The organism is Streptomyces sp. cg40 (genome assembly GCF_050320165.1).
Taxonomy (GTDB): Bacteria; Actinomycetota; Actinomycetes; order Streptomycetales; family Streptomycetaceae; genus Streptomyces; species Streptomyces hokutonensis.
The window spans coordinates 6,851,256-6,876,099 of the sequence record NZ_CP190128.1 but is presented as its reverse complement, the minus strand read 5'-3'; the positions used below and the strand labels follow the sequence as shown (position 1 = coordinate 6,876,099).

23 protein-coding genes are annotated in these 24,844 nt (G+C 71.5%); 9 read left to right on the top strand and 14 right to left on the bottom strand.

The features are described from left to right. Positions 1–27 precede the first annotated feature (27 nt). Positions 28–930 carry a ribokinase gene (locus tag ACQHII_RS30930; RefSeq protein WP_427922357.1) on the top strand — a complete coding sequence of 301 codons (903 nt, stop codon included), beginning with the start codon at positions 28–30 and terminating at the stop codon, positions 928–930. Beyond that, entirely contained in the window at positions 927–1,316 is a 390-nt protein-coding gene (gene rbsD / locus ACQHII_RS30925) for a D-ribose pyranase (protein ID WP_427922356.1), read from the top strand. Before ACQHII_RS30930 ends, rbsD begins: the two co-directional genes overlap by 4 nt. Positions 1,317–1,369: 53 nt before the next feature. Here the strand turns inward: rbsD and ACQHII_RS30920 are convergent, their stop codons facing one another. The 3 genes from ACQHII_RS30920 to ACQHII_RS30910 form a co-directional block, all read right to left on the bottom strand. Further along, entirely contained in the window at positions 1,370–2,245 is an 876-nt protein-coding gene (locus tag ACQHII_RS30920) for a hypothetical protein (protein ID WP_427922355.1), read from the bottom strand. A gap of 74 nt (positions 2,246–2,319) precedes the next feature. Continuing rightward, the gene (locus ACQHII_RS30915) at positions 2,320–2,730 is read right to left on the bottom strand and encodes a hypothetical protein (protein WP_427922354.1); all 411 of its coding nucleotides are present in this window, start codon (positions 2,728–2,730) and stop codon (positions 2,320–2,322) included. A 240-nt stretch (positions 2,731–2,970) separates the two neighbouring features. Further along, entirely contained in the window at positions 2,971–3,966 is a 996-nt protein-coding gene (locus tag ACQHII_RS30910; protein WP_427922353.1) for a DUF5937 family protein, read from the bottom strand. 384 nt (positions 3,967–4,350) lie between these two features. On the opposite strand from ACQHII_RS30910, the gene ACQHII_RS30905 reads away from it, so the two are divergent. Further along, positions 4,351–4,728, top strand: coding sequence for a DUF937 domain-containing protein (locus tag ACQHII_RS30905; protein WP_427922352.1), 378 nt, complete (start codon positions 4,351–4,353; stop codon positions 4,726–4,728). 97 nt (positions 4,729–4,825) lie between these two features. Here the strand turns inward: ACQHII_RS30905 and ACQHII_RS30900 are convergent, their stop codons facing one another. The 5 genes from ACQHII_RS30900 to ACQHII_RS30880 all read right to left on the bottom strand — a co-directional run bounded on the left by ACQHII_RS30900 (position 4,826) and on the right by ACQHII_RS30880 (position 9,350). Then, positions 4,826–5,182 carry a hypothetical protein gene (locus ACQHII_RS30900; RefSeq protein ID WP_427922351.1) on the bottom strand — a complete coding sequence of 119 codons (357 nt, stop codon included), beginning with the start codon at positions 5,180–5,182 and terminating at the stop codon, positions 4,826–4,828. A 324-nt stretch (positions 5,183–5,506) separates the two neighbouring features. After that, complete coding sequence (locus ACQHII_RS30895) at positions 5,507–6,031, bottom strand: RICIN domain-containing protein (RefSeq protein ID WP_427922350.1); 525 nt, start codon at positions 6,029–6,031, stop codon at positions 5,507–5,509. Positions 6,032–6,208: 177 nt separating this feature from the next. After that, on the bottom strand, positions 6,209–7,009 hold the full coding sequence (locus ACQHII_RS30890) for a sugar phosphate isomerase/epimerase family protein (protein ID WP_427925443.1): 801 nt from the start codon (positions 7,007–7,009) through the stop codon (positions 6,209–6,211). Positions 7,010–7,044: 35 nt separating this feature from the next. After that, on the bottom strand, positions 7,045–8,196 hold the full coding sequence (locus ACQHII_RS30885) for a dihydrodipicolinate synthase family protein (RefSeq protein ID WP_427922349.1): 1,152 nt from the start codon (positions 8,194–8,196) through the stop codon (positions 7,045–7,047). Beyond that, positions 8,193–9,350, bottom strand: a complete 1,158-nt coding sequence (locus tag ACQHII_RS30880; RefSeq protein ID WP_427922348.1) for a Gfo/Idh/MocA family protein — start codon at positions 9,348–9,350, stop codon at positions 8,193–8,195. Before ACQHII_RS30880 ends, ACQHII_RS30885 begins: the two co-directional genes overlap by 4 nt. Positions 9,351–9,577: 227 nt before the next feature. Here ACQHII_RS30880 and ACQHII_RS30875 point away from each other — a divergent pair, with 227 nt between their 5' ends. From ACQHII_RS30875 to ACQHII_RS30860, 4 genes are all read left to right on the top strand, one after another. Continuing rightward, a complete protein-coding gene (locus ACQHII_RS30875) occupies positions 9,578–10,624 on the top strand; it encodes a LacI family DNA-binding transcriptional regulator (RefSeq protein WP_427922347.1) in 1,047 nt (348 codons plus the stop codon). A gap of 135 nt (positions 10,625–10,759) precedes the next feature. Next, the gene (locus ACQHII_RS30870) at positions 10,760–11,566 is read left to right on the top strand and encodes a DUF4253 domain-containing protein (RefSeq protein ID WP_427922346.1); all 807 of its coding nucleotides are present in this window, start codon (positions 10,760–10,762) and stop codon (positions 11,564–11,566) included. A 91-nt stretch (positions 11,567–11,657) separates the two neighbouring features. Beyond that, positions 11,658–12,590, top strand: coding sequence for a bifunctional helix-turn-helix transcriptional regulator/GNAT family N-acetyltransferase (locus ACQHII_RS30865; protein ID WP_427922345.1), 933 nt, complete (start codon positions 11,658–11,660; stop codon positions 12,588–12,590). A gap of 17 nt (positions 12,591–12,607) precedes the next feature. After that, complete coding sequence (locus tag ACQHII_RS30860) at positions 12,608–13,420, top strand: sugar phosphate isomerase/epimerase family protein (protein WP_427922344.1); 813 nt, start codon at positions 12,608–12,610, stop codon at positions 13,418–13,420. A gap of 18 nt (positions 13,421–13,438) precedes the next feature. On the opposite strand, the gene ACQHII_RS30855 is transcribed toward ACQHII_RS30860, so the two are convergent. Genes ACQHII_RS30855 through aroA form a run of 3 tightly spaced genes read right to left on the bottom strand, consistent with a single transcriptional unit; the run spans position 13,439 to position 15,874 of the window. Beyond that, the gene (locus tag ACQHII_RS30855) at positions 13,439–14,008 is read right to left on the bottom strand and encodes an RBBP9/YdeN family alpha/beta hydrolase (RefSeq protein WP_427922343.1); all 570 of its coding nucleotides are present in this window, start codon (positions 14,006–14,008) and stop codon (positions 13,439–13,441) included. Then, positions 14,005–14,622, bottom strand: coding sequence for a GNAT family N-acetyltransferase (locus ACQHII_RS30850; protein ID WP_427922342.1), 618 nt, complete (start codon positions 14,620–14,622; stop codon positions 14,005–14,007). The genes ACQHII_RS30855 and ACQHII_RS30850 overlap by 4 nt, the downstream gene beginning before the upstream one ends. Before the next feature lie 10 nt (positions 14,623–14,632). Continuing rightward, the gene (aroA, locus tag ACQHII_RS30845) at positions 14,633–15,874 is read right to left on the bottom strand and encodes a 3-phosphoshikimate 1-carboxyvinyltransferase (RefSeq protein WP_427922341.1); all 1,242 of its coding nucleotides are present in this window, start codon (positions 15,872–15,874) and stop codon (positions 14,633–14,635) included. 419 nt (positions 15,875–16,293) lie between these two features. On the opposite strand from aroA, the gene ACQHII_RS30840 reads away from it, so the two are divergent. Further along, on the top strand, positions 16,294–18,078 hold the full coding sequence (locus ACQHII_RS30840) for a glycoside hydrolase family 3 protein (RefSeq protein WP_427922340.1): 1,785 nt from the start codon (positions 16,294–16,296) through the stop codon (positions 18,076–18,078). A 111-nt stretch (positions 18,079–18,189) separates the two neighbouring features. After that, positions 18,190–18,816, top strand: coding sequence for a hypothetical protein (locus tag ACQHII_RS30835; RefSeq protein WP_427922339.1), 627 nt, complete (start codon positions 18,190–18,192; stop codon positions 18,814–18,816). Positions 18,817–18,841: 25 nt separating this feature from the next. Here ACQHII_RS30835 and ACQHII_RS30830 read toward each other — a convergent pair whose 3' ends face one another. The 3 genes from ACQHII_RS30830 to ACQHII_RS30820 all read right to left on the bottom strand — a co-directional run bounded on the left by ACQHII_RS30830 (position 18,842) and on the right by ACQHII_RS30820 (position 24,794). Continuing rightward, on the bottom strand, positions 18,842–20,257 hold the full coding sequence (locus ACQHII_RS30830; protein WP_427922338.1) for a S28 family serine protease: 1,416 nt from the start codon (positions 20,255–20,257) through the stop codon (positions 18,842–18,844). A gap of 96 nt (positions 20,258–20,353) precedes the next feature. Continuing rightward, positions 20,354–20,746: a hypothetical protein gene (locus tag ACQHII_RS30825; protein WP_427922337.1), complete on the bottom strand. Its 393-nt coding sequence runs from the start codon at positions 20,744–20,746 to the stop codon at positions 20,354–20,356. Between the two features lie 313 nt (positions 20,747–21,059). Further along, positions 21,060–24,794 carry an ABC transporter ATP-binding protein gene (locus ACQHII_RS30820; RefSeq protein WP_427922336.1) on the bottom strand — a complete coding sequence of 1,245 codons (3,735 nt, stop codon included), beginning with the start codon at positions 24,792–24,794 and terminating at the stop codon, positions 21,060–21,062. Positions 24,795–24,844: the final 50 nt, after the last annotated feature.

Genomic DNA, 24,844 nt, shown 5'->3' with positions numbered 1-24,844 from the left:
CAAGTCACCACTGTGGGGAGTCACTTCATGTACGACTACGACCTCCTGGTCGTCGGATCGGCCAACGCCGACCTCGTGATCGACGTCGAGCGGCGGCCGGGCGCCGGCGAGACGGTCCTCGGTTCCGACCTGGCCGTCCACCCCGGCGGCAAGGGTGCCAACCAGGCGGTCGCCGCCGCCCGGCTCGGTGCCCGTACGGTCCTGCTGGCCCGGGTCGGCGACGACGCGTACGGCAGGCTGCTGCTGGACTCGCAGCGGGCCGCCGGGGTCGACACGGTGGGTGTGCTGGTGGGCGGGGCGCCGACCGGGGTCGCGCTGATCACGGTGGACCCGTCCGGCGACAACAGCATCGTGGTGTCGCCGGGGGCCAACGGGAAGCTGTTCCCGGTCGACATCCAGGCCGCCGCCTGTCTCTTCCACGCCTCCCGGGTGGTCTCCGTACAGCTGGAGATCCCGCTGGAGACGGTCGTGGAGGTCGTACGGAGTCTGGCGCCCGACAGCCGGTTCGTGCTGAACCCGTCGCCGCCGAGGCCACTGCCCTCCGAAGTCCTGGCCGCCTGCGACCCGTTGATCGTCAACGAGCACGAGGCGAAGGTGATCCTCGGGGACGCGTGTGTGAGCGAGCGGCCCGAGGACTGGGCGCGGATCCTGCTGGCGAAGGGGCCGCGTTCGGTGGTCGTGACGCTGGGCGCGGAGGGCGCGCTGGTGGCCTCGCGGGAGGGGGTCGCCCGGGTGCCGTCCGTGAAGGTGGACGCCGTGGACACGACGGGTGCGGGCGATTCCTTCACCGCGGCGCTGGCCTGGAAGCTGGGCACGGGGTCGTCCCTGGCGGAGGCTGCGACGTACGCGGCGCGGGTGGGTGCGGTGGCCGTCACCAGGAAGGGCGCGCAGGAGTCCTTCCCGACGGCGGACGAGGTCGCCGCACTGTGAAGAAGGCAGGGATTCTCAACCGTCATCTCTCCGGCGCGCTGGCCGAGTTGGGGCACGGGGACGGGGTGCTGGTGTGCGACGCCGGGATGCCGATCCCGGCCGGGCCCCGGGTGGTGGACCTGGCGTTCCGGGCCGGGGTGCCGTCGTTCGCGGAGGTGCTGGACGGGCTGCTGGCCGAACTGGTGGTGGAGGGCGCGACGGCGGCACGCGAGATACGGGGCGCCAACCGGGCCGCCACCGCGCTCCTCGACGCCCGCTTCCCCGACCTGGATCTCGTCCCCCACGAGAAGCTCAAGGAGCTGTCGGCGGGTGCGCGGCTGATCGTGCGGACGGGCGAGGCGCGGCCGTACGCGAATGTGCTGCTGCGGTGCGGGGTGTTCTTCTAGAAGTGTGACGGTTCGGGCGGATACGTAACGCTTCTGGATCCGGGGGCCGCCGGTCAGGGTTCCGGGAACACCAGGGTCAGCCCGTACCGGCGCTCGGTGCGGTGCAGGGCCGGGACGAGCTTCGTACGGAGTGCGCGGATCTCAGCGGTGTGTTCGGCGAGGAATCCGGCGCGCAGGCGGAGCCGGGCGGGCGCGCGGACGGCCTCGACCGGGCGCATGCAGGTGGCGTAGACGCGGCCCAACTCGCTTTCCGTGGCCGGGAGTTCGGCGGCGGAGGCGGAGTTCTGGCGGGCGTCCGCCACCGCCATGAAGGTCTTCTCGTCGCGGGCCCGGACACCGTGCCCGGGCAGACAGCCGGACAGTCCCTGCCGGGCCCGTACGACGGCCGGCTCGTCGTCCAGGGAACCGAGTTCGCCGAACCACCGCCGTTCGACCGGCAGGTAGATGTCGCTCAGTACGGCCGCGGCCTTCGCGCCCTCGGCCCGGCAGCGGCTCACCTCGGCCGCGGTGCCGGCGCGGACCGTGGAGGGGCCGGGAACGGCGGCGGGGATGTCCGCGCTCACGCTCAGTCCGTGCCGGGCGATGAAGTCCAGGTCGGGGAGCGCGAAGAAGCGGATGAAGGCGAGCGGGATCTCCCGGGGCAGCGTGAATCCGCCCCGGCGCGCGCAGTCGGCGGCGGCCGCGCGGGTCACCTGCTGTCCGAACACGTACAGCCCCTGGGTCCAGCGGGTCTCGGCGCCGGTGGCCGGCAGGACCATGCGCACGGGGTCGTCCGGCAGGGTGCGGCCGAGGCGGGCCGGGGTCACGGGGGCGGTCCGGGTGCCGGACGACCGGCCGGCGACATCGGCGGCCTGGGCGGAACACGCCGTGACGAGCAGGGCGACGGCCGCCGCGAGGGCCGCGCGCACCAGGACCGGGCGCCGGAGCATCCGGGCACTCCTCTCCTCCCGACGGCCGGGGGCCGTCCGGTGCGGACGGCCCGCCGGCGGACGCGGGTTCGGGGTCAGTGGACGACCTTGACGGTGTCGCCGCCGTTGGCGGCACTGGCCACCGTGAACAGCGTGTTGTCGGAGACGTCGGTGCACAGCAGCTCGGAGTCGACGGGGTAGGTGCCGTCCGAGAGCCAGATGTAGCCCGCGTTGCAGGTGATCCACGAGCTGCTGGACGTGTGGTAGAGACGGCCGGCGTAGCCGTCGTTGGCGTAGACCGTCTTGTCGTCGGTGTACACCAGGTTGAGGTCGCTGCAACTGCTGGTCGACGACTTCCGCACCTGGGTGCCGACGCCTTCGTACGATCCGGTGGTCAGGGTGCTGGTCACACACGCGTCCGGCGCCGCGGACGCGGTCGGCGCCAGGACCAGACAGCCGCCCGCGGCGACGAGCGCGAGTGCGCCCGCCGCGATGGCGTTCTTCATGGGTTTCCCCCTTCGACGGTGGTCAGGGGCGGGGACGGTTCACTCCCCCGCCGGTGCTTCGCCGGACACGTTGGCAGCGCGGGCCGGGTGCGGACGACCACCTTCGAGCTGGCTCGAAAGTCGCAGGCCGGGTGGCGGAGGCGGTTGCTCCACCGGTGTCCGCGGGACGGCTGGGACGAAAGGAGTGAGGGGTGTTCGCCGAGCGGGTGTGCCGGGTGACGTGAAAGCGACTGCCCGGGGCTACGGCTGGACGGGTGCCGCGGGGACCGGCCGGCGCAGCAGTGCCGCGCCCAGCGGGGTGAGGGTGTGCAGCACGATGTTGCCGACGCGATGGCTGGTGGTCAGGCCGGAGTCGCGCAGGACCGTGGTGTGGTGGGTCGCGGTGGCGGGCGAGACGCCCAGGTGGCGCGCCAGTTCGGAGGTGGTCGCGCCGGACGCGACCCCGCGCAGCGCCGCCGCCCGGGTACGGCCCAGCAGCGCGGCGAGGGAGGCGTCGGCGGGGCGGGCGGGAGCGGGCGGCTGTTTGTGGTGCAGGGGGTAGGTCAGCACGGGCGGCAGCTCCGGGTCGGCCATGGAGACCGGCGACTGCCAGCAGAAGTAGGAGGGGACGAGGCGCAGTCCGCGGCCGGTGAGATACAGGTCCCGGTCCTCGACGTAGTCGATGTGCAGCACCGGCGGGTGCCAGCGCATGGACGGCGAGAGGCCGGAGAGCAGTCCGTCGACACCGGTGTCGAGGACCTCGTGGGCGCGCAGGGCGCGTTCGCCGGTGAGTTCCGCGTGGATGCGGTCCTGGTGGGGTGCGACGACGGCGTCGTGGTAGGCGCGCAGGACCTTGGCGAGTTCCTCGCGGACCGGGCGTTCCACCAGGCGCGCGGCCCAGTCGGGAGCGCCGCTGGAACGGCGCAGCAGGTCCAGTTCCCGGGCGACACGGGTGGGCGGGACGTCGACGACCGCCGCGAGTCCGCACTCCAGGCCGTCGGCCGACTCGGCGGGGTTGAGGAAGTCGGGCATGTAGCGCGCCCGCGGCAGCAAGGGGAACAGCAGCCGGCGGACGGCCGCGCCGAGCGGGGTGCCGGCGAGGGTGGCCCGGGTGCCGCGGTGCCAGTCGGCGTAGGCCCAACGGCCCTGGGTGGTCTGGAGCCGGTGCAGGCTACAGGCGATCTCCCAGAGCGGGTCGGGGGTGCTCGCGACGTGGAGGCGGGCCAGGTCCTGGGGTGTGAAGTGGATCCGCAGCATCGCTGGTGCTCCCGGCTCGGTCGTCCTTCGCCACACGATGGAGCCTGGGCGACGACCGTCACGGAAGCAACGTACGGATTCGGCCGCTCCGTCCTGTCACACTCGGCGCACGGGTTCCGGCCGGGCACCGGGCGGACGGCACAGGGACCGCACAGGGGCGGCACACATTCGAGGGGGCCTGGTCCGTCGACCAAGCCCCCTCGGCTATTCCCCTCCAACATCAGGACCCCTCAAGATCCCCCCAGATCCCCCTCCAAGAGTCCTGATGCCAAGTACGACCCGCGGGCCGCCGGGAGGGTTGTACGCCGTCTTGAGAATTTTTCAGAACGGCTTCCGGGCGGGCTCCGGGTGCCGACGAAACGGGGCGGACGTAGCGTTTCAGGCATGAGCGAAGACTCTGCTACGACCTTCCAGGGCGACGTCCTCGACGAGCTGGGCGACGCCCGGGTCCAGGAGATCGCGGGCCTGCTGGGGACGGACGAGGCGGGCGCCAGGGAGGTCGTCGGTACGACGGTCTCGGCGCTGTCCGGCGAGGCGGCGACCGTGGAGACGCCCCAGGAGGCTCCCCTCCAGGGCGTGGCGACGCTGGGCGGTTTCGCGACCGGCGGGCTCATGGCCGGAGTGCTGGCCAAGGCGGCCAAGCCGGTGGCGAACGCGGTCGCCAAGAAGACGGGCCTGCCGCCGGCGACGGTCACCCGGGTCGTCGAGATGCTGATCCCGGTGGTGCTGGCGGTCCTGACGAAGCGGGCGGCGAAGAAGTAGGGCGGGCCGGTACGGCATACTCCTGACCTCCTGCCCCACCCCGGATCGGACGGGGTGGGGCAGGGCTCAGGGGTGTTTCAGCGCGGGGCGGCCGACGTCAGCGGACGGTGACCGAGACCGCCTTGGAGACGGTGGCGCCGTCCTTGACGCGCAGGACCTGGACGCCCTTCTTCTGGAACTTGTCGGTCAGCTTGTACGCGCTGTGGTTGACCTTGGCGGTCACGGGCAGGGACTTCCAGGTCGCGCCCGTCTTGACCTGGAGCGTCACCTTGGAGCCCTCCTTCAGACCGGTCGACTTGCCGGTGAAGGTCACCACGTCGCCGAGCTTCACAGCGGTGTGATCGGCCTTGAGCGTGATGCCCGGCGCCGGGGCGGGCGCGGCGACGGCAGCGGTGGCGCCGACGGCGACGAGCGCGGCGGAGGCCAGGGAGACGGCGGCGATACGCACGTTCACAGATAACTCCTTGTTCGATTCCGAGAATTACTTCTCTTATGCGGCTCTCAGACTTCTCTCATGCGAGAGAAAGCCCGGCCTACCGCGTTTCCGGGATTTCCCCCGGCCCCGCGGCGAGCACGATCCTATAGACACGACCTGGGGAGATACGGTTCCGGAGGACTCCGAAAAAGACGAATCGACAGCTCAATCACAGGAATTGCGGCCAATACACACGCCGTGATCTGCATTTATTAAAGAGACCTGTGTGAAGGCGACTCTCACATTCCGGCGCCGGACATGAAACTGCCCCGCAGGACGAATCGCCGATGCGGGGCAGAAGGATCAGACGGTGACGAACTGCCAATGCTGGGACGGCAGGCCGATGCAGGCCGACTGCTCGATCACCGCGGAATCGGCCGTGCTGGAGCTTCGTACCGTCGTGCACTCATTGAGGCCCTGCGACCGCAGCTCGCTCCACTCGAATCCCGCTGGTACCGCCCTCCACTGCTGACCGGGGACGCCGTTGCACGTGTTCACCACCATGAGGTTGAAGAGGAAGGAAGCCATACACAGGCCGCTCTCCTTGCTCACCAGCGTGTACACACCGTTGCCGACGGGCACCGCCGACCACAGCTGGTTGTCCGTTCCGGTGCAGCCGTACTGCTGAACGGACGCACCCGGTTTGGGGTCCTCCCGCCTGACGTCCAGGCACTTGCCGCTGTTCTGGTTGACCACCTTGAAGTACGCACCGGCCAGCGCCGGCAGGGCCGGGCCTGCCGATTCTGCGCCGGCGGTACCGGACGCACCGATCACCACGAGCGCCAGGAGCGTCAGGAGCGCCCCCGCGCGTCTGCAGACACTGGACATGGCCGTCTCATCCCCCCGTCGGACGGCCGCGACGGCTCCGTGCCGCCGCGATGCCGGACCGTCCGTGGGCAGTGTGGCCCGGCCGGGAGAGGCCTGTCCCGCCCTGTTCCGGCGAACGGAACCGCCCCACCCCGCCGGAGCGGAGCGGGGCGGGACACGAGCGGGTCGCTCACAGGTTCATCGGATCACGTGCTCCACGAACCGTGCCGCCGTCTCCGCCAGCACCTCGCGGCCGTCGCGGGCCCACAGGCCGTCGTTGAACAGTTCGACCTCGATGGGGCCGGTGTATCCGGCGGCCTCGACGTACGCCTTCCACTCCCGCATGTCCACCGCGCCGTCCCCGATCTGCCCGCGGCCGTTGAGGACGCCCTCGGGCAGCGGGGTGGTCCAGTCGGCGAGCTGGAAGGTGTGGATACGGCCGCCCGCGCCGGCCCGGGCGATCTGCGCCGGGGCCTGGTCGTCCCACCAGATGTGGTACGTGTCCACCGTGACGCCGACCTGTTGCGCGGGGAAGCGCTCGGCGAGGTCGAGGGCCTGGGTGAGTGTCGAGACCACGCAGCGGTCGGAGGCGAACATGGGGTGCAGCGGCTCGATGGCCAGCCGTACGCCCCGCTCCTCGGCGTAGGGCCCCAACTCGCCCAGCGCGTCGGCGATCCGCTCCCGCGCGCCGTGCAGGTCCTTCGAGCCGGCCGGCAGACCGCCGGAGACCAGCACGAGGGTGTCCGTGCCCAGCGTGGCCGCCTCGTCGACGGCCCGGCGGTTGTCGTCCAGGGCGCGGGCGCGCTCGGCGGGGTCGAGCGCCGTGAAGAAGCCGCCCCTGCACAACGTTGTCACCGCGAGGCCCGCGTCGCGGACCAGCTTCGCGGTGGCGTCCAGGCCGTACGACTGGACCGGCTCGCGCCACAGGCCCACGCCGGGGACGCCCAACTCCAGGCAGGCGTCGACCAGTTCGGGCATGCTCAGCTGCTTCACCGTCATCTGGTTGACGGAGAAGCGGGACAGCTCCGGATTGCTCACTGGGTCACTCCGTACAGGGCGAGCAGGTTCTTCATCCGTTCCTCCGCGAGCTTCGGGTCGGGGAACAGGCCCAGGCCGTCGGCGAGTCGGTAGGCGCGGGCGAAGTGCGGGAGGGAACGGGCCGACTGGAGGCCGCCGACCATCGTGAAGTGCGACTGGTGGCCCGCGAGCCAGGCCAGGAACACCACGCCCGTCTTGTAGAAGCGGGTCGGGGCCTGGAAGAGGTGGCGGGACAACTCGACCGTCGGATCCAGGAGTTCGCGGAAGCCTGCCGTGTTTCCGGTGTCCAGGACGCGGACCGCCTCGGCCGCCAGCGGGCCGAGCGGGTCGAAGATGCCGAGCAGGGCGTGGCTGAAGCCCTGGTCGTCGCCCGCGATCAGCTCGGGGTAGTTGAAGTCGTCGCCGGTGTAGCAGCGGACGCCCTGGGGCAGCCGGCGCCGGATGTCGATCTCCCGCTGAGCCTCCAGGAGCGACACCTTGATGCCGTCCACCTTGTCGGGGTGGGCCGCGATGACGTCGAGGAAGGTGTCGGTGGCCGCGTCCAGGTCGGACGAGCCCCAGTAGCCCTCCAGCGCCGGGTCGAACATCGGGCCGAGCCAGTGCAGGACGACGGGCTCGGTGGCCTGGCGGAGCAGATGGCCGTAGACCTCCAGGTAGTCCTCGGGGCCCTTCGCCACGGCCGCGAGCGCCCGCGAAGCCATCAGGATGGCCTGCGCGCCCGACTCCTCGACGAGGGCCAACTGCTCCTCGTACGCGGCCTGTACGTCGGCCAGGGTGCCGCCGGTGATCTGGTCGGTGCCGACACCGCAGGCGATCCGCCCGCCAACCGCCTTGGCCTCGGCGGAACTTCGGCGGATCAGCTCGGCCGCGCCCGCCCAGTCCAGGCCCATGCCGCGCTGGGCGGTGTCCATCGCCTCGGCGACCCCGAGGCCGTGGGACCAGAGGTGGCGGCGGAAGGCGAGGGTGGCGTCCCAGTCGACGGCGGCGGGCGAGTCGGGGCTCGTGTCGGCGAACGGGTCCGCGACGACGTGGGCCGCCGAGAACACCGTACGAGAGGTGAAGGGGGTGCCGGAGGTGACGGCGAGGGGTTCGGAGCGGGGCTCGTAGGCCGTCAGGGCCCCTGACGCGTCGGGGAGTTGGATGGTCACAGTGAGATCTCCGGGACGTCGAGACGGCGGCCCTCGGCGGACGACCGCAGGCCCAGCTCGGCGAGCTGGACGCCGCGGGCGCCGGCCAGCAGGTCCCAGTGGTAGGGGGCGTCGGCGTAGACGTGGCGCAGGAACAGCTCCCACTGCGCCTTGAAGCCGTTGTCGAAGTCGGCGTTGTCGGGGACCTCCTGCCACTGGTCGCGGAAGACCTCGGTGACGGGGATGTCGGGGTTCCAGACCGGCTTGGGGGTGGAACTGCGGTGCTGGGCACGGCAGTTGCGCAGCCCGGCGACGGCCGAGCCCTCGGTGCCGTCGACCTGGAACTCGACGAGTTCGTCGCGGTTGACGCGGACGGCCCAGGAGGAGTTGATCTGGGCGATCGCTCCGCTGTCGAGCTCGAAGATGCCGTAGGCGGCGTCGTCGGCGGTGGCGTCGTAGGGCTTGCCGTTCTCGTCCCAGCGCTGCGGGATGTGAGTCGTCGCGATGGCCTGGACGGACTTGACGCGGCCGAACAGCTCGTGGAGGACGTACTCCCAGTGCGGGAACATGTCGACGACGATGCCGCCGCCGTCCTCGGCGCGGTAGTTCCACGACGGGCGCTGGGCGCTCTGCCAGTCGCCCTCGAAGACCCAGTAGCCGAACTCGCCGCGGATGGAGAGGATCCGGCCGAAGAAGCCGCCGTCGATGAGCCGCTTGAGCTTGAGCAGGCCCGGGAGGAACAGCTTGTCCTGGACGACGCCGTGCTTGATGCCGGCGGCGTCGGCGAGGCGGGCCAGCTCCAGGGCGCCGTCGAGGCCGGTCGCGGTGGGCTTCTCGGTGTAGATGTGCTTGCCCGCGGCGATCGCCTTCTTGAGCGCCTCCTCGCGGGCGGAGGTGACCTGGGCGTCGAAGTAGATCTCGACGGTCGGGTCGGCGAGGACCGCGTCCACGTCCGTGGAGACGTTCTCGGGGTCGAGCCCGTGCTGCTCGGCAAGCGCCTTCAGCGCGTGCTCACGGCGGCCGACGAGGATCGGTTCCGGCCACAGCACGGTTCCGTCGCCGAGGTCTAGACCACCCTGCTCGCGCAGTGCGAGGATCGAGCGGACGAGGTGCTGTCGGTAGCCCATGCGCCCGGTCACGCCGTTCATGGCGATACGCACCGTCTTGCGTGTCACGTGTTTCCCTTCGTCCGCATACGTTTCAACAACGCAGCAAGCGCTTTCTATATATGCAGAAGCTAGCCTTTGCACACAGGTCTGTACAAGACCGTGATGGGGTCGAGTTGTTCGAGGGGGCGAACGACAGGGGTGTATGGCCTTATCGTCTGCTCGGACGGGGGCTTCCTTTGGGCAGCCTGTGCACAACGGCGTACGACGAGATGCTCGACCGGAGGACGAACGACATGACGGTGACCCTGGCGGACGTGGCGGCCCGCGCCCAGGTCTCCCCCGCGACGGTGTCGCGCGTACTGAACGGCAACTACCCGGTCGCGGCCACCACCCGCGAGCGGGTGCTGCGGGCGGTCGACGAGCTGGACTACGTCCTCAACGGTCCCGCGAGCGCGCTCGCGGCGGCCACCTCCGACCTGGTCGGCATCCTGGTCAACGACATCGCCGACCCCTTCTTCGGGATCATGGCGAGCGCGATCCAGGCGGAGATCGGCGGACCGGGCGGGCGTGCGGGCGGGGAACGGCTGGCCGTGGTGTGCAACACAGGGGGCTCCCCGGAGCGCGAGCTGACCTATCTGACCCTGCTCCAGCGGCAGCGGGCGGCGGCCGTCGTCCTGACCGGTGGGGCCATGGAGAACGCGCCGCACGCGGCCGCCGTCGCGGCGAAGCTGCGGAAGCTCGGGGAGGCCGGGACGCGGGTGGTGCTGTGCGGGCGCCCGCCGGCGCCGGACACCGGGGCGTTCGCGCTGACCTTCGACAACCGCGGGGGCGGGCGTGAACTGACCGAGCACCTCATCGGCCTCGGCCACCGCCGCCTCGGCTACATCGCGGGCCCGGAGGAACGGACCACGACCCGGCACCGCCTGGAGGGCCACCGCGAGGCGCTGACCGCGCACGGCATCGCGGAGGACCCCCGGTGGACCGTGCACGGCCGCTACGACCGCCGCTCCGGCTACGAGGCGACGCTCGAACTGCTGCGTCGCGACCCGTCGTTGACGGCCGTGGTCGCGGCGAACGACTCCGTCGCGGTGGGGGCGTGCGCGGCCCTGCGGGAGTCGGGGCGGCGCATCCCGGAGGACGTCTCGGTCGCCGGTTTCGACGATCTGCCGTTCAGCGTGGACGCGGTGCCTTCGCTCACGACGGTGCGGTTGCCGCTGTCGGAGGCGGGCGCGCGGGCCGGGCGGATCGCGATGGGGCGGGAGGAGCCGCCGCCGGGCGGGATCGCCACGGTGCGCGGGGAGTTGATGGTGCGGGGGTCTTCCGGGGTGCCCCGGAAGTAGCGCGGCCGGGGCCACCGGAGGGGACCTGCCTCCAAAAAGTGTGTCACTTTCGACGCGGAGTGTCACACTTTTTCAGGGCACCGGTCACCCCGCGGCCGGCCCCGTTGTCAGTGCCTCCCCCTATCGTCCGGCTCCATGGTCTTCCCGCTGCCCGACGAACTGTCGCTGTCCTCCGGCCGCTTCGAGACCCGGGGGGAGGTGGAGATCTGGTTCGCCGACGAACTGCCCAGCGACATCGCGGAGTTGTGGCCCCGGCTGCTGGAGCGGGCCGAGGTCGGCGGGCTGTATCCGTTCATCTGCCGGCGGGACGACCCGCACCGGCCCGAGGACGTGAGCACGGTCGACGCCGTCCGGCTCGACACCGAGCTCGCGGCGGACTTCGGCGAGTACCGGCGCCGGCGGCTCCCGTACTGGTCGAATCCGCCGGCGGCCGATGCCCTGCCGGACGACGACGATCCGGACGACATCGCACCCTGGCCGCACGATCCGGGGCCGCCCTTCGAGACCTGGCCCGGGCTCGCGCCGGCCGAGTCGGCGACCCGTACCGGACTGAGCCCCGCGGAGACCGCGGGGTGGGCCGTGGAACAGCTGCTCCGCACCGAGCCCTTCGTGGGCACCTGCCAGCTGGCCCTGGTTCCCGCCCGCCGCGGCGCCGACGTACCGGCGATCGTCGGGTGGTCGGCCGGGGGTCCGCTTCCGCTGCTGTGCGCGCTGCTGCGGAGCTGGGAGGAGCGGTTCGGGGCCCGGGTCCTGTCCGGGTTCGGGGGTGCCCTGACCGTGTCGGTCGCCCGCCCGCCCCAGGACCTCGCGCAGGCCGAGCGGCTCGCCCTGGAGCACGTGCTGACGACCGCGGACAACATCGTGGACGATCCGCCGACCCCGTTCCCGGAGTACGCGAAAGAACTCCCGGGGCGGTATCTGTGGCGGCTCTGGTGGGACTAGACCGTTGCCTTGCCCACTCCGGAGGACTACGGTCGGAACCGCAATATCTCTGACTGAGTCAACTACCCTGAGCGAGCACCGGGGATCGATCATGACCGTCCAGGACATCCGCGCCTTCAACCGCTTCTACACGAACGTCATCGGCGCCCTCGACTACAGCCGCCACCTCTACGCCCCCTTCACCCTCACCGAGTCCCGCGTCCTGTACGAACTCGCGCACTCCCCGCACACGGACGCGGCCGACCTCCGTTCCGAACTGTCCCTGGACGCCGGGTACTTGAGCCGGATCCTGAACCGGTTCGAGCAGGACGGGCTGATCGAGCGGGCGCCCTCGCGGCGGGATCCGCGGCGGCGGCAGATCACGCTCACCGCGCGCGGCCGGGAGACCGCCGACCTGTTGGCCGAGCGGGCGGACGAATCCGTCGGCGCGCTGCTCGCGACCGTGCCGGCGGCCGAGCGGACCCGGCTCTCCGAGGCGCTGCACACCGTACGCACCCTCCTGTCGGACCCCCCGCCCGCCCGGCCCGAGGACGTCGTGCTGCGGGAGCCCGGGCCCGGTGACCTGGGGTGGATCGTGCAGCGCAACGCGGCGCTGTACGCCGCCGAGTACGACTTCAACGCCGACTACGAGGGGCTCGTGGCGCGGATCGTCGCCGACTTCGCCGAGGACCACGACCCGCATCTGGAGCGGGTGTGGATCGCCGAGCTCGCCGGACGGCCGGTGGGGTGCGTGATGTGCGTGCGGGACGACGCCCCGGGGACCGCGCGGCTGCGGCTGCTGCTCGTCGAGCCGGATGCCCGAGGGCTTCGTATCGGGGACCAACTGGTCTCCGCGGTGGTCGAGTTCGCGCGCGGTGTCGGCTACCGCGACCTCGTGCTGTGGACCAACGACATCCTCGGCGCCGCCCGCCGCATCTACCAGCGGCACGGTTTCGTCCTCGTCGCCGAGAAACCCCACCGTTCCTTCGGCCAGGACCTCGTCGGCCAGGACTGGCGTCTCGACCTGCACGGAACCGGAGAGTGACGAGTAGTGTCGTGACCATGAAGCTCGCCTTCTCCACCCTCGGTGTCCCCGGGCTCCCCGTGGCCGACGTGCTGCACCTCGCCGTCACCCACGGCTACCACGGCGTGGAGCTGCGCGCGCACCCGGAGGAGCCCGTGCACCCCGGCCTCGACGCCCCCCGACGGGCCGACGTGGCCGCCGAGTTCAAGACGGCCGGGGTCAAAGTCCTGGGCCTCGCCGGGTACGCACGCGTGGCCGCACCGGGCGACGACGACGCCGTCCTCGCGGAGATCCGCGAACTCCTCGAACTGGCACGGGACTTGGGCGCCCCCTTCGTCCGCGTCTTCCCCGGTGGCGATACCGGCGGCGGCACCGGACAGTCCGCCCACGAGGCCGACGCGACCGCCGCCCGCCGCCTCGGCACGGCGGCGGAGTGGGGCGCCGACCTCGGCGTACGGATCCTCCTGGAGACCCACGACTCCCACCGCACCGGCGCCGCCGCACTCCGCGTGCTCGGCCCGGTCGGTCACCGCCAGGTGGGCGCCCTGTGGGACGTCATGCACACCTGGCTCGGCGGCGAACAGCCGGCGGAAACACTCGCCGCGCTGGGCCCGTACCTCGGATACGTCCAGGTCAAGGACATCGCGTCCCCCGACGACACCACCCCGCTCCCCCTCGGCGCGGGCGTCCTCCCGCTCGCCGAGTGCGTGGAACTCCTCACCCGGCACGACTGGGACGGCTGGCTGTGCTGGGAGTACGAGAAGCGCTGGTACGAGACCGCCGCCCCACTCCCCGAGCTGCTGGCCGCCGGTCGGCACCATCTGGCACGGCTGCTCAACGACTCGGCATAGGCCCGACGCGTTCCCAGTTCAGCGAGCCGTGAGCCGCGCCGTCCCGTCCAGGCACCACTCCAGTACCGCAGGCCAGGACCCGTACCCCGCGTCCAGGTCCAGGTGGCCCGCGCCCGGGATGATCTCGGTGGGGATGCCGAGCGGGTCGCCGAAGACCGTGCGGGCGCCTTCCGGGCAGTACGGGTCGTCGTCTCCGGCGACCAGACGGGTGGCTCCGGGGAGCGTCAACTCACCTGTGGGCGGCGCGAATTCGGCGATCTCGGGATGCTGTACGACGACGGAGGCGGACGGCGGTGCGACGAGCAGCACCCGCTCCGCGTCGCCGTCCCGGACCACCCCGCGGGCGACGGCGTGCAGCCACAGCAGGGCGGAGGCGCTGTGCGCGAGGACGACCCGCGGTCCGTCGAGACCATCGAGGTGGCGGCGCAACTCCCCGAGCCACACGTCCAGTTCGGGGTCGTCGGCGTCGGGCAGCTGGGGATACGTCACCTGGTGGCCGAGCGCGCGCAGCCGGCCGGCGAGCCAGTGCTGCCAGTGGCCCTCGGGGCGGTGGTTCTGCCAGCCGTGCAGGATGAGACAGGCGGTCATGACGTGGACACCCTTTCCTCCAGCCGCACCCGGCACTCCTTCCACTCCTCCGCCGTGATCGAGTAGATCGCGGAGTCCCGCAGCCGGCCCTCCTCGCCCGGTGCCCAGGAGCGGGACCAGTTGCGCAGGACGCCCTCGAAGCGGGCGCCGACGCGCTGGATCGCGGCGCGGGAGCGGTCGTTGCGGGCGTCGGTCTTGAGGTCGACCCGGGAGACGTGCCACTCCTCGAAGGCGTGCCGGAACAGCAGGAGTTTGGCCTCGGTGTTGATGCCGGTGCCCTGTGCCGAACGCGCCAGCCAGGTGAACCCGACCTCGATCGCGTCGAGTTGATCGTCCGTCAGCCAGGACCGGGGTTCCCAGTAGGCCGTGGCGCCCACCGCCCGCCCGGTCGCCGTCGAGATCTGGGCGTACGGCGCGAGCATGCCCGTGGCCGCACGGGCCAGTTGGGCGTCGATGTACGCACCGACCTGGTCCGCCCGGGGCACCCAGGTGAACGCGTACGACCCCCGGTCCTCCTCCGCCGCCACCGCCAGATCGGCCGCGTGCCGGTGGTCGAGCGGCTCCAGCCGCACCAGCTCACCGGTCAGGACCGGCGCCTTCAGTTCGAACCCCACGCTGATCCCCTCATGCCGGCAGCCGCCCCCGCAGCGCCCCGAACGCCTCGTGGAAACCCGGGAAAGTCTTGCGTACGCACCCCGGGTCGTCGAACGAAATACCCGGCACCCGCAGCCCGGTCACCGCGAAGGACATGACGACGCGATGGTCGCCGTAGGACTTGATCTCCGCGCCGACGGGGGCCTCCGAGCCCGGGCGGATCTCGATCCAGTCGTCGCCCGTCGCCACCTCCACGCCCAGCCGCCGGAGGTTCTCCGCGCAGGCCTCCAGCCGGTCGCACTCCTTGACGCGGGTGTTGCCGACGTCCTCGATGCGGACCGGGCCGGAGGCGAAGGGGGCGATCGCGGCCAGCGTCGGCATGGTGTCCGAGATGTCCCGCATGTTGACCGTGAGTCCGCGCAGTTCGCCGGTGCCGCGCACCCGGGTGCCGTGCGCGTCGGTCGTCACCTCCGCGCCCATGCGGCGCAGTACGTCGACGAAGCCCAGGTCGCCCTGGAGCGCGCCGGTGCCGAGCCCGGGTACGGTCACCTCGCCGCCGGTCACGGCCGCCGCCGCGAAGAAGTAGCTCGCGGTGGAGGCGTCCGGCTCGATGTCGTAGGTGGTCGCGGTGTAACCGCCCGGCGGGACGACGTGGACCGTGCCCTCCCTGCGCACCTCCACCCCGAACGCCCGCATCATCGCGACGGTGATCTCGACGTACGGCGCGGAGACCAGGTCCGTGACCCTGATCCGCAGGCCCTTCCTGGTCAGCGGGCCGAGCAGGAGCAGGGCGGTCAGGTACTGCGAGGACTGGCCGGCGTCGAGCACCACCTCGCCGCCCTCGACCCCGGCCGCCTCGATGCGCAGCGGGTGGTGGCCCTCGGCCTCCTCGTGGCGGAGGTCCACGCCCAGGTCGCGCAGCGCCCTGCTCAAAGGACCGAGTGGCCGCCGCCGCATCTGCGGGGACGCGTCGAAGCGGAAGCTGCCGCGGCCGGCCGCCGCGAGGGTGGGCAGGAAGCGGGCCGTGGTCGCGCCGTCCCGGCAGTACACGTCGGCCTCGGCGACCGCCGGTCCCTGCGGGCGGCCGTCGATCTGCCAGGCGTCGGGGGTCCTGCCCACCCGGTAGCCGAGCCGGGTCAGTCCCTCCGCGAAGCCCTCGGTGTCGTCCGAGCGGAGCGGACGCCGGAGGGTGGTGACGCCGTCGGCCGCGGCGGCCAGGAAGAGCGCGCGGGCGGTGACGGACTTGGAACCGGGAATGTCGACTACGGTCATGCCCTCATGATCGGGCGACGGCCGCCCGCCGCGCCGGGACGTCCACGGGATGGACGACCTCCGTTCGCCCGCGCGTACCTGTGAGTGACCGCATCCGTCCCGTTGTGCACGGGTTCACCAACTTCCGGGAATCGGCCCCGGACGGGAACCCCGGCCCCGCTCCGGCCGTCCAATCCGCATGCTGCCGGATGAGTCTCCGCGGTACGGCGTCGGCCTCGCTGCTGGCTGCGAACGCTGACCAACCCTCTCCTCCGTACCGCGGCCGGCGGCAGGCCGTCATCGGCGCGCCCCCCTCCAACTGCGCCGATGGCGGCCCCTCCTCGGGTTTACTGTGCGCTCCCTTGACTGGCGGAAACTTCCCGGATACTGCTGAAAGCTCGGAAGTTTCCTTCAGCGGATCACCTCCGGAAGGAGCGCACGTGCCCTCCAGACGCACCGTCCTCGCCGCGACCATGGGCGTCACCGCGTCCCTCGCGGTCGGCACCCCCGCCCACGCCGACGACACCGCACTCCGCTCGCTGATCTCCCGCATGCCCCTGGCCGACAAGGTCGGCCAGCTCTTCGTGACGCGGGTCTACGGCCACTCCGCCACCGCCCCCGACCAGGCCGATGCCGACGCCAACCTGAGCGAGCTCGGGGTGCGCACGGCCGCCGAGCTGATCGCGAAGTACCGGGTCGGCGGGATCATCTACTTCAGCTGGGCGCACAACACCCGCGACCCGCACCAGATCGCCGACCTCTCCAACGGCATCCAGAAGGCGTCCCTGGACCGGCCGCGCGGGCTGCCCGTGCTGATCGCCACCGACCAGGAACACGGGATCGTCTGCCGGATCGGCAAACCCGCCACCCTCTTCCCGGGCGCGATGGCCCTCGGCGCCGGCGGCTCCCGCACCGACGCCCGCACGGTCGGCCGGATCTCCGGCGCCGAGCTGCGCGCGATGGGCGTCAACCAGGACTACTCCCCCGACGCCGACGTGAACGTGAACCCGGCCAACCCGATCATCGGCGTACGGTCCTTCGGCGCCGACCCGGACGCGGTGGCGGGCCTGGTCGCCGCCGAGGTCACGGGGTACCAGGACAGCCGGGTGGCGGCGACCGCCAAGCACTTCCCCGGACACGGGGACACCGCCGTCGACAGCCACACCGGGTTCCCCGTCATCACGCACAGCCGCGAGCTGTGGGGGAAGCTGGACGCCGTGCCCTTCCGGGCCGCCGTCAGGGCCGGTATCGACGCGATCATGACCGCGCACCTCAAGGTCCCCGCCCTCGACGACTCCGGCGACCCGGCCACGCTGTCCCACCCGATCGTCACCGGCGTCCTGCGCGGCGAACTCGGCTACGACGGCGTCGTGGTCACCGACTCGCTGGGCATGGCGGGCGTCCGCCAGAAGTACGGCGACGACCGCGTGCCGGTGCTCGCGCTGAAGGCCGGCGTCGACCAGCTCCTCGACCCGCCCTCCCTGGACATCGCCTGGAACGCGGTCATCAAGGCAGTGGGAAACGGGGAGTTGACCGAGGCACGGCTCGACGAGTCGGTGCTACGGGTACTACGGCTGAAGGCGCGGCTCGGACTCTTCGAGGAGCCGTACGTCAGCCGGGCGGGCGTGGACCTCGTGGTCGGCGGCGCCGGACATCTCGCCACCGCCGACCGCATCGCGGAGCGGACCACCACCCTGCTGGTCAACAAGGCGGGCCTGCTCCCGCTGTCCCGCCGCACCCACGGCAACGTCCTGGTCGTCGGCGCCGATCCGGCCTCCCCCTCCGGTACTACGGGACCACCCACCGGCGTACTGGCCGCCGCTCTAAGGGAGTTGGGCTTCACCGCGACCGTCCTGTCCACCGGCACCGCCCCCTCCGCCGACACCGTCGCCAAGGCCGTGACGGCGGCGCGGGCGGCGGACGCGGTCGTGGTGACGACCTACAACGTCACGGCGACGGACCCGCAGAAGACCCTGGTCGAGCAACTGGTCGCCACCGGCACACCGGTCGTGGCCGTCGCCGTCCGCAACCCCTACGATGTCGCCCAACTGCCCGCCGTCCCGGCCTACTTGGCGGCCTACTCCTGGACCGACGTCGAACTGCGGGCGGCGGCACGGGTGATCGCGGGCCGGGTGGCCCCGCGCGGCAGGCTCCCGGTGGCCGTGCAGCGTGCGGACGACCCGGCACAGGTGCTGTATCCGATCGGTCACGGACTGTCGTACTAGGGGTACGCCGACCACCCTCCCCGCCCCCGCCAATCGACCCAAAGCCCCCCACACCGCTGGCGTGCGCCCGCCACCGAGGGTCACGCTGGGTGGGGCAGTCCGGGGGGAACGATGGGTGAGAGATGGAGCGCCGGGGCGGTGTGCGCGCTGCTCGCCGCCCTGCTGGCCGGCTGCTCGTCCGCGAGCGGCTCTGGTGCCGGTGACAACAGCCCCGGCGCCAGGGCGTCCGCGTCCTCGACCACCCAACCCTCCGGCTACGGCGCGGTGTTCCTCGGCGTCGACGAGTGCAGCTCCTTCGGTACGACGAGCTTCACCGAGGTGCCCTGCACCAGCGAGCGGGCCGCCGCCCGGGTCATCGCCCGTTACGACGGCGAGGTGGGCAGCGGTCCCGTCTGCCCGGCGACCACCGACTTCGTGCTGCACATCAGCGCCCAGGGCACCCCGGGCACGGGCCGCGACAGCGCCGTACCGAAGGGCTACGCCTGTATGCGCAACCTCGAACCCCCGCACCCCGGCGACCCGGGCGGCGGGGGCGGGCCGCGCACGATCGTCGGCGACTGCGTCTACGGCTCGGGCAGCGGCCAGGTCCGGGAGACCGCGTGCGACGGCTCGGGGCCGAAGAAGCCGCAGTACAAGGTGGTCAAGGCCGTGCTCAAGCGCGCTAGTTGCCCGGCCTCGACCGCCCTGTACGTCCAGCTCGGCGGCAGCCGGCCGGTGGGCTGCGCCCGACCCGTGTAGTCAACGGCCGGGCGCAGCACGGGTGTTACGGGCGCAGTGTCGGCTCGCGCTCGACGCCCTGCTGGTCCAGCCTCGCGTCGTACGGCGCCAGCGGCTTCGCCTGTGCCGTCGTCGCGGCGGGGACGCCCGCCCAGGCCAGGATGCGGGCGGTGGCCAGCGCCTTCTGGTCGGCGGTCAGGGCCGCGACGTTCGCGCCGTGGTTGAGACCGGGCGCGGTGAAGACGTACGAGTCCTTCGCGCCCTTGCCGACGGCGAACCGCTCGGCGCCCCACGGGTCGTTCTGGCCGTAGACGAAGAGCATGTGGTCGGCGTGGTGGCGGACCCAGCTGTCGACGTCACGCATCGCGCCCGGCTGGAACTTCATCGGGATGGAGCGCGGGACGAAGTTGCGGGGCGGCTGGTAGCCGTAGCGGAGGTACTTCTTCTCGATGTAGGGGAACTGGATGGTGGGCGCGCCGAGTTGGGTGCCCGCCTGGTAGTAGTACGGGGTGTACGGGGACAGGCCCTGGTCGGTGTAGAAGGAGAAGCCGGAGATCGTGTCGACCGAGGTCCAGATCTCGTCGTCGGTGGCGGCCTGTGCGTTCGCCGGGATGCTGTCGCAGTCGGAGAGCAGGCTGTACTGCCAGAAGCCCCAGACGTAGTCGAGGACGACGGCCTCGTAGGCCTTGTCCAGGCTGCCGACGGTGTCGAAGGTGAACCCGTTCTCGGCCGCGTACGCCTCGTACTTCTTCTCCAGCGGCTCCCGGCGCACCAGCGCCTCGCGCTGTACGGCGTCCAGGCGGTCGCGGCACTCCTTGGTGCCGACCTTGGTGAAGAAGCGGTCGTAGGCCGAATCCTCGTTGTTCACCACGTCGTTGGGGGCGACGTAGGCGACGACGCCGTCCATGTCACGGGGGTAGAACCGCTCGAAGTAGGTGGCGGTCATGCCGCCCTTGGAGCCGCCGGTGGCGATCCAGTTCTTGGTGTAGATCGACTTGAGGGCCTTGAAGACGCGGTGCTGGTCGCTGGCCGCCTGCCAGATGTCGAGCTTGGACCAGTCGGCGGGCTCGGGCCGGGAAGGCGTGAAGTAGCGGTATTCCAGGGAGACTTGGTTGGCGTCCGCGATCCGGGTCGGTTCGCTGCGGCTGGGGGTCGTGGAGACGTTGTAGCCGCTGGTGTAGAAGACCGTCGGGCGCGAGACGTCCTTGTGCAGCACGGTGATCCGCTGCTGGAACGTGCCCTTGGACGGGTGCCGGTGGTCGATCGGCTGGGTGTAGTTCAGGACGAAGTAGCGGTAGCCGGTGTACGGCTTCTCCTGGATCAGGCTCATGCCGGGTATCGCCAGCAACTGGTCTTTGATGTCAGTGACTTGGCCGACCTGGGCGGCGGTGGCCACCCCGGCCGTACTCAGCGTGCCTATGAGCACGGTGAGCGCCAGCAGCCATCTGAGCGCCTTGCGCATGCGGTCTCCCCTGTGAGGCAGTTGTGAACCGGAAGCTATCGGAGCAACTACCGTCACACCAGAGGAGGTTGTTCACTCAGGGCACTGGCCGGCGGTTCAGCACAGGATCCAGCCGGTGCCGACCGATCCGCCGCCGACCGAGCCCTTGATCCGCACGCACCGGTGGCCGGCGTGCACGGTGACCGGTCCGGCCCGGCGGACGTACCGCCCCTTGTCGACCACCGGGCGGCTGCCGCGGGCCTGGACGCCGACCGACATCGTGCGCTTGGCGCCGGTGGTCTTGGGGGCGGTGTACGCGCAGATGTAGTCGCCCCGGCGGAAGACATGGACGGTGCCGGTGGAGAAGGGCAGCGTCGCCACCTCCCGCCCCGGGCAGACCGAGGCCGCCTGGGCGCTGCCGGGGGCCGCGAGCGCGAGCAGTCCGGACGCGGTGAGCGCGGCCATGCCGAGCGCCACCCGCCGTCGTAGCGCACCCATGTCCACAGTCATCCCTCCCGCACAGCAGCCGAACAGCGTACTGATGTACGGACGCACGACGTATGTCGAACGGTTGCGCCCCCCTCGGCGAGCTGTACCGACCACCCTCAGCGGACCGTACCGACCGGCTCCTCGGTCTCGGGGGCACCGACGAAAGTACGCCACAGTTCGGCGTAGTACCCGTCCAGCACCAGCAACTCGTCGTGCGTGCCGGCAGAGCCTCCCCATGCCGCTCTCGCACCACTCGGCCCCGGCGGGCCTCCCGGGCATCGAGACGGCGGCCGGACTCCGTCCGGCACTCGGTCCGGCCGCGAGCCCACGCAGATCAGGCGGCGGTCGCGGGCACGTCCTCTCCGACGAACGTCCGCCAAAGCTCGGCGTAGTACCCGTCCAGCGCCAACAGCTCGTCGTGTGTGCCGTCCTCGACGACCCGGCCGTGATCCATCACCACGACCCGGTCGGCGCGGGCCGCCGTTGTCAGGCGGTGGGCGACGACGAGGGTGGTGCGACGGCCGGCGAGGCGGTCGGTGGCTTGGTTGACCTGGGCTTCTGTGGCGAGGTCGAGGGCCGCTGTCGCCTCGTCGAGGAGGAGGATGTCGGGGTCGACCAGCTCCGCGCGGGCCAGGGCGATCAGCTGGCGCTGGCCCGCCGAGAGGTTGCGGCCGCGCTCGGCGACCTCGTGCAGGTAGCCGCCGTCCAGCGTGGCGATCATCTCGTGCGCGCCAACCGCGCGGGCCGCCGCCTCCACCTCGGCGTCGGTGGCCTCGGGGCGGCCGTAGGCGATGGCGTCGCGGACGGTGCCCTGGAAGAGGTACGCCTCCTGGGGGACGACCCCGAGGTGGTGGCGGTACGACGTGATGTCGAGCGAGCGGAGGTCCGTGCCGTCGACCGTGACCCGGCCGCCCGTCGGGTCGTAGAAGCGGGCGACCAGCTTCACGAGCGTCGACTTGCCCGCGCCCGTCTCACCGACGAACGCGACCGTCTGGCCCGCCGGGATCCTCAACTCGACGCCCCCGATGGCCTCTTCCCCTCCCTCACCTTCGGCGGACCCGTACGCGAAGTGCACGTCCTCGAAGGCGATGTCGCCGCGCAGGGAGAGGACTTCGAGGGGCTCGTCGGCGGCTCGGGTGGAGGTCGGTTCCTGGAGGAGTTCCTGGATGCGGCCCAGGGAGACCGTGGCCTGCTGGTAGCCGTCGAAGACCTGGGAGAGCTGCTGGACCGGGGCGAAGAACAGGTCGATGTAGAGCAGGTATGCGACCAGGGCGCCCGTCGTCAGGGTCGCGTCGTCCACCCGTCCCGCGCCCGCGATCAGCACGGACGCCGCCGCCACCGACGACAGCAGCTGCACGAAGGGGAAGTAGACCGAGATCAGCCACTGGCCCCGGGTGCGGGCCGCGCGGTAGCTGCTGCTGCGCTCGGCGAACCGCCGGCCGCCGTCCCGCTCGCGTCGGAACGCCTGCACGATCCGCAGTCCCGACACCGACTCCTGGAGGTCGGCGTTGACCAACGAGACGCGCTCACGGGCGAGTTCGTACGCCTTCACACTCGCCCGGCGGAAGAAGAAGGTGGCGAGGATCAGCGGGGGCAGCGTCGCGAACACGACCAGCGCCAGCTGTACGTCGATCACCAGCAGGGCGACCATGATGCCGAAGAACGTGACGACCGAGACGAACGCCGTGACCAGGCCGGTCTGGAGGAAGGTCGAGAGGGCGTCGACGTCCGTCGTCATCCTCGTCATGATCCGGCCGGTCAACTCCCGCTCGTAGTAGTCGAGTCCGAGGCGCTGGAGCTGGGCGAAGATCTTCAGGCGGAGCGTGTAGAGGACCCGCTCCCCGGTGCGTCCGGTCATCCTCGTCTCGCCGCGCTGTGCCACCCACTGCACGACCACGGCGACGAGCGCCAGCAGCGAGGCGGACCAGATCGCGCCGATCGCCATCTTCGTCACGCCCTGGTCGATGCCGTGCCGGATCATGATCGGCAGCAGCAGACTCATGCTCGCGTCCACCGCGACCAGGCCGAGGCTGATCAGCAGCGGGGCGCCGAAACCGCGCAGCAGCCGGCGCAGCCCGTACGAGTCCTCGGCACGTACCGCACGTGCCTCGTCGATGTCCGGGGTGTCGGTCGCGGGCGGCAACGCGTCGACCTGGGCGAGGAGTTCGGGCGTCGCGGGCATCCCGGACAGCGCGGTGTCCTTGGGTTCGCGGTCGCCGGTCCAGAGGCGGGGCGTGAGTCCGCGCTCGGCGTCGAACTCGGCGTCCAACTCCGCGCGTACGGAGGTGTCTTCGGCCGGTTCGACGGCGGGCAGGGCGTGGCCGGGCGAGACGCCGCCGAGTTCGTCCGGGTCGGTGAGAAGGCGGCGGTAGAGCGCCGAGCGCTCCTGCAACTCCTCGTGCGTGCCGATGTCGGCGAGGCGGCCCCCGTCGAGGACGGCGATGCGGTCGGCGAGGTTGAGGGTGGAGCGGCGATGCGCGATCAGCAGCGTCGTCCGGCCCTCCATCACCTGTTTCAGGGCCTCGTGGATCTCGTGCTCGACGCGTGCGTCCACCGCCGAGGTCGCGTCGTCGAGGACCAGCAGGCGCGGGTCGGTGAGGATCGCGCGGGCGAGGGCGACGCGCTGGCGCTGGCCGCCGGAGAGGGTGAGGCCCTGCTCGCCGACCGTCGTGTCGTAGCCCTCGGGGAGTTCCTTGATGAACCGGTCGGCCTGGGCGGCGCGGGCGGCGGTGAGGATCTCCTCCTCGGTCGCGTCGGGGCGGCCGTAGGCGATGTTGTTGCGGACCGTGTCGGAGAAGAGGAAGGAGTCCTCGGGGACCAGGCCGATCGCGGCGCGGAGGGAGTCGAGGGTGAGTTCGCGGACGTCGTGGCCGCCGATGAGGACGGCGCCGTGGGTGACGTCGTAGAAGCGGGGCAGCAGGAGCGAGACCGTGGACTTGCCGGAGCCGGAGGAGCCGACGACCGCGAGTGTCTCGCCGGGGTGGATCTCGAAGCTGAGGCCGTCGAGGACCGGGCGGTCGTCGTAGCCGAAGGAGACGTCGTCGAACTCGACGGTGGCCGGGGCGTCGGCGGGGAGTTCCTTGGTGCCGTCCGTCATCGAGGGCTCGGTGTCGATGAGTTCCAGGACGCGTTCGGTGCCGGCGCGGGCCTGCTGGCCGACCGTGAGGACCATGGCGAGCATGCGGACCGGGCCGACGAGCTGGGCGAGGTAGGTGGAGAACGCCACGAACGTGCCGAGCGTGATGTGCCCGCGCACCGCGAGCCAGCCGCCGAGGGCGAGCATCGCGACCTGGCCGAGGGCGGGTACGGCCTGGAGGGCGGGGGTGTACTTGGCGTTCTGCCGGATCGTGCGCAGGCGGCCCGCGTACAGCCGGCGGCCGACCTCGCGGAGCTTTCCGGTCTCCTGGTCCTCCTGCCCGAAGCCCTTCACCACGCGTACGCCGCTGACGGCGCCGTCGACGACTCCCGCGACGGCGGCGGCCTGGGCCTGCGCGTACCAGGTGGAGGGGTGGAGCTTGCTGCGGCTGCGGCGGGCGATGAAGCCGAGGGCTGGGGCGACGGCCAGGGCGACCAGGGTCAGCGGCAGCGACAGCCAGGCCATGATCGCGAGGGAGATCAGGAAGAGCAGGACGTTCCCGATGGTCATCGGGAGCATGAAGAGCAGGCCCTGGATCAGCTGGAGGTCGCTGGTCGCGCGGCCGACGACCTGGCCGGTGGACAGCTCGTCCTGGCGGCGGCCGTCGAGGCGGGTGATCGTGCCGTACATCTCGGTGCGCAGGTCGTGCTGGACGTCGAGGGCGAGCCGGCCGCCGTAGTAGCGCCGGATGTACGTCGACACGTAGACGAGGAGGGCGGCGGCGATCAGGGCGCCCGCCCAGGGGGCCATGGAACGGGTGTGGCCGGTGATCACGTCGTCGATGATCACCTTGGTGACCAGCGGGACGACGGCCATGACGGCCATACCTGCGAGGGAGGCGCCAAGGGCGAGTATTACGTCCTTCGGGTACCGCCAGGCGTACCCGGCGAGCCTTCTGGCCCAGCCCTGCGTTTCCCCCTGCTTCGCTGCCACGCGGGTGCCTTCCGTTCGCCGATCTACGGAAGGCACCAACGCGAAACGGA

Excerpts from the sequence above, each read along its gene's own strand:
- ACQHII_RS30930 (WP_427922357.1), top strand. The coding sequence starts at position 28 with ATGTACGACTACGACCTCCTGGTCGTCGGATCGGCCAACGCCGACCTC.
- ACQHII_RS30920 (WP_427922355.1), bottom strand. The coding sequence starts at position 2,245 with ATGCTCCGGCGCCCGGTCCTGGTGCGCGCGGCCCTCGCGGCGGCCGTC.
- ACQHII_RS30915 (WP_427922354.1), bottom strand. The coding sequence starts at position 2,730 with ATGAAGAACGCCATCGCGGCGGGCGCACTCGCGCTCGTCGCCGCGGGC.
- ACQHII_RS30910 (WP_427922353.1), bottom strand. The coding sequence starts at position 3,966 with ATGCTGCGGATCCACTTCACACCCCAGGACCTGGCCCGCCTCCACGTC.
- ACQHII_RS30905 (WP_427922352.1), top strand. The coding sequence starts at position 4,351 with ATGAGCGAAGACTCTGCTACGACCTTCCAGGGCGACGTCCTCGACGAG.
- ACQHII_RS30895 (WP_427922350.1), bottom strand. The coding sequence starts at position 6,031 with ATGTCCAGTGTCTGCAGACGCGCGGGGGCGCTCCTGACGCTCCTGGCG.
- ACQHII_RS30890 (WP_427925443.1), bottom strand. The coding sequence starts at position 7,009 with ATGACGGTGAAGCAGCTGAGCATGCCCGAACTGGTCGACGCCTGCCTG.
- ACQHII_RS30875 (WP_427922347.1), top strand. The coding sequence starts at position 9,578 with ATGACGGTGACCCTGGCGGACGTGGCGGCCCGCGCCCAGGTCTCCCCC.
- ACQHII_RS30870 (WP_427922346.1), top strand. The coding sequence starts at position 10,760 with ATGGTCTTCCCGCTGCCCGACGAACTGTCGCTGTCCTCCGGCCGCTTC.
- ACQHII_RS30865 (WP_427922345.1), top strand. The coding sequence starts at position 11,658 with ATGACCGTCCAGGACATCCGCGCCTTCAACCGCTTCTACACGAACGTC.
- ACQHII_RS30860 (WP_427922344.1), top strand. The coding sequence starts at position 12,608 with ATGAAGCTCGCCTTCTCCACCCTCGGTGTCCCCGGGCTCCCCGTGGCC.
- ACQHII_RS30855 (WP_427922343.1), bottom strand. The coding sequence starts at position 14,008 with ATGACCGCCTGTCTCATCCTGCACGGCTGGCAGAACCACCGCCCCGAG.
- aroA (WP_427922341.1), bottom strand. The coding sequence starts at position 15,874 with ATGACCGTAGTCGACATTCCCGGTTCCAAGTCCGTCACCGCCCGCGCG.
- ACQHII_RS30835 (WP_427922339.1), top strand. The coding sequence starts at position 18,190 with ATGGGTGAGAGATGGAGCGCCGGGGCGGTGTGCGCGCTGCTCGCCGCC.
- ACQHII_RS30830 (WP_427922338.1), bottom strand. The coding sequence starts at position 20,257 with ATGCGCAAGGCGCTCAGATGGCTGCTGGCGCTCACCGTGCTCATAGGC.
- ACQHII_RS30825 (WP_427922337.1), bottom strand. The coding sequence starts at position 20,746 with ATGACTGTGGACATGGGTGCGCTACGACGGCGGGTGGCGCTCGGCATG.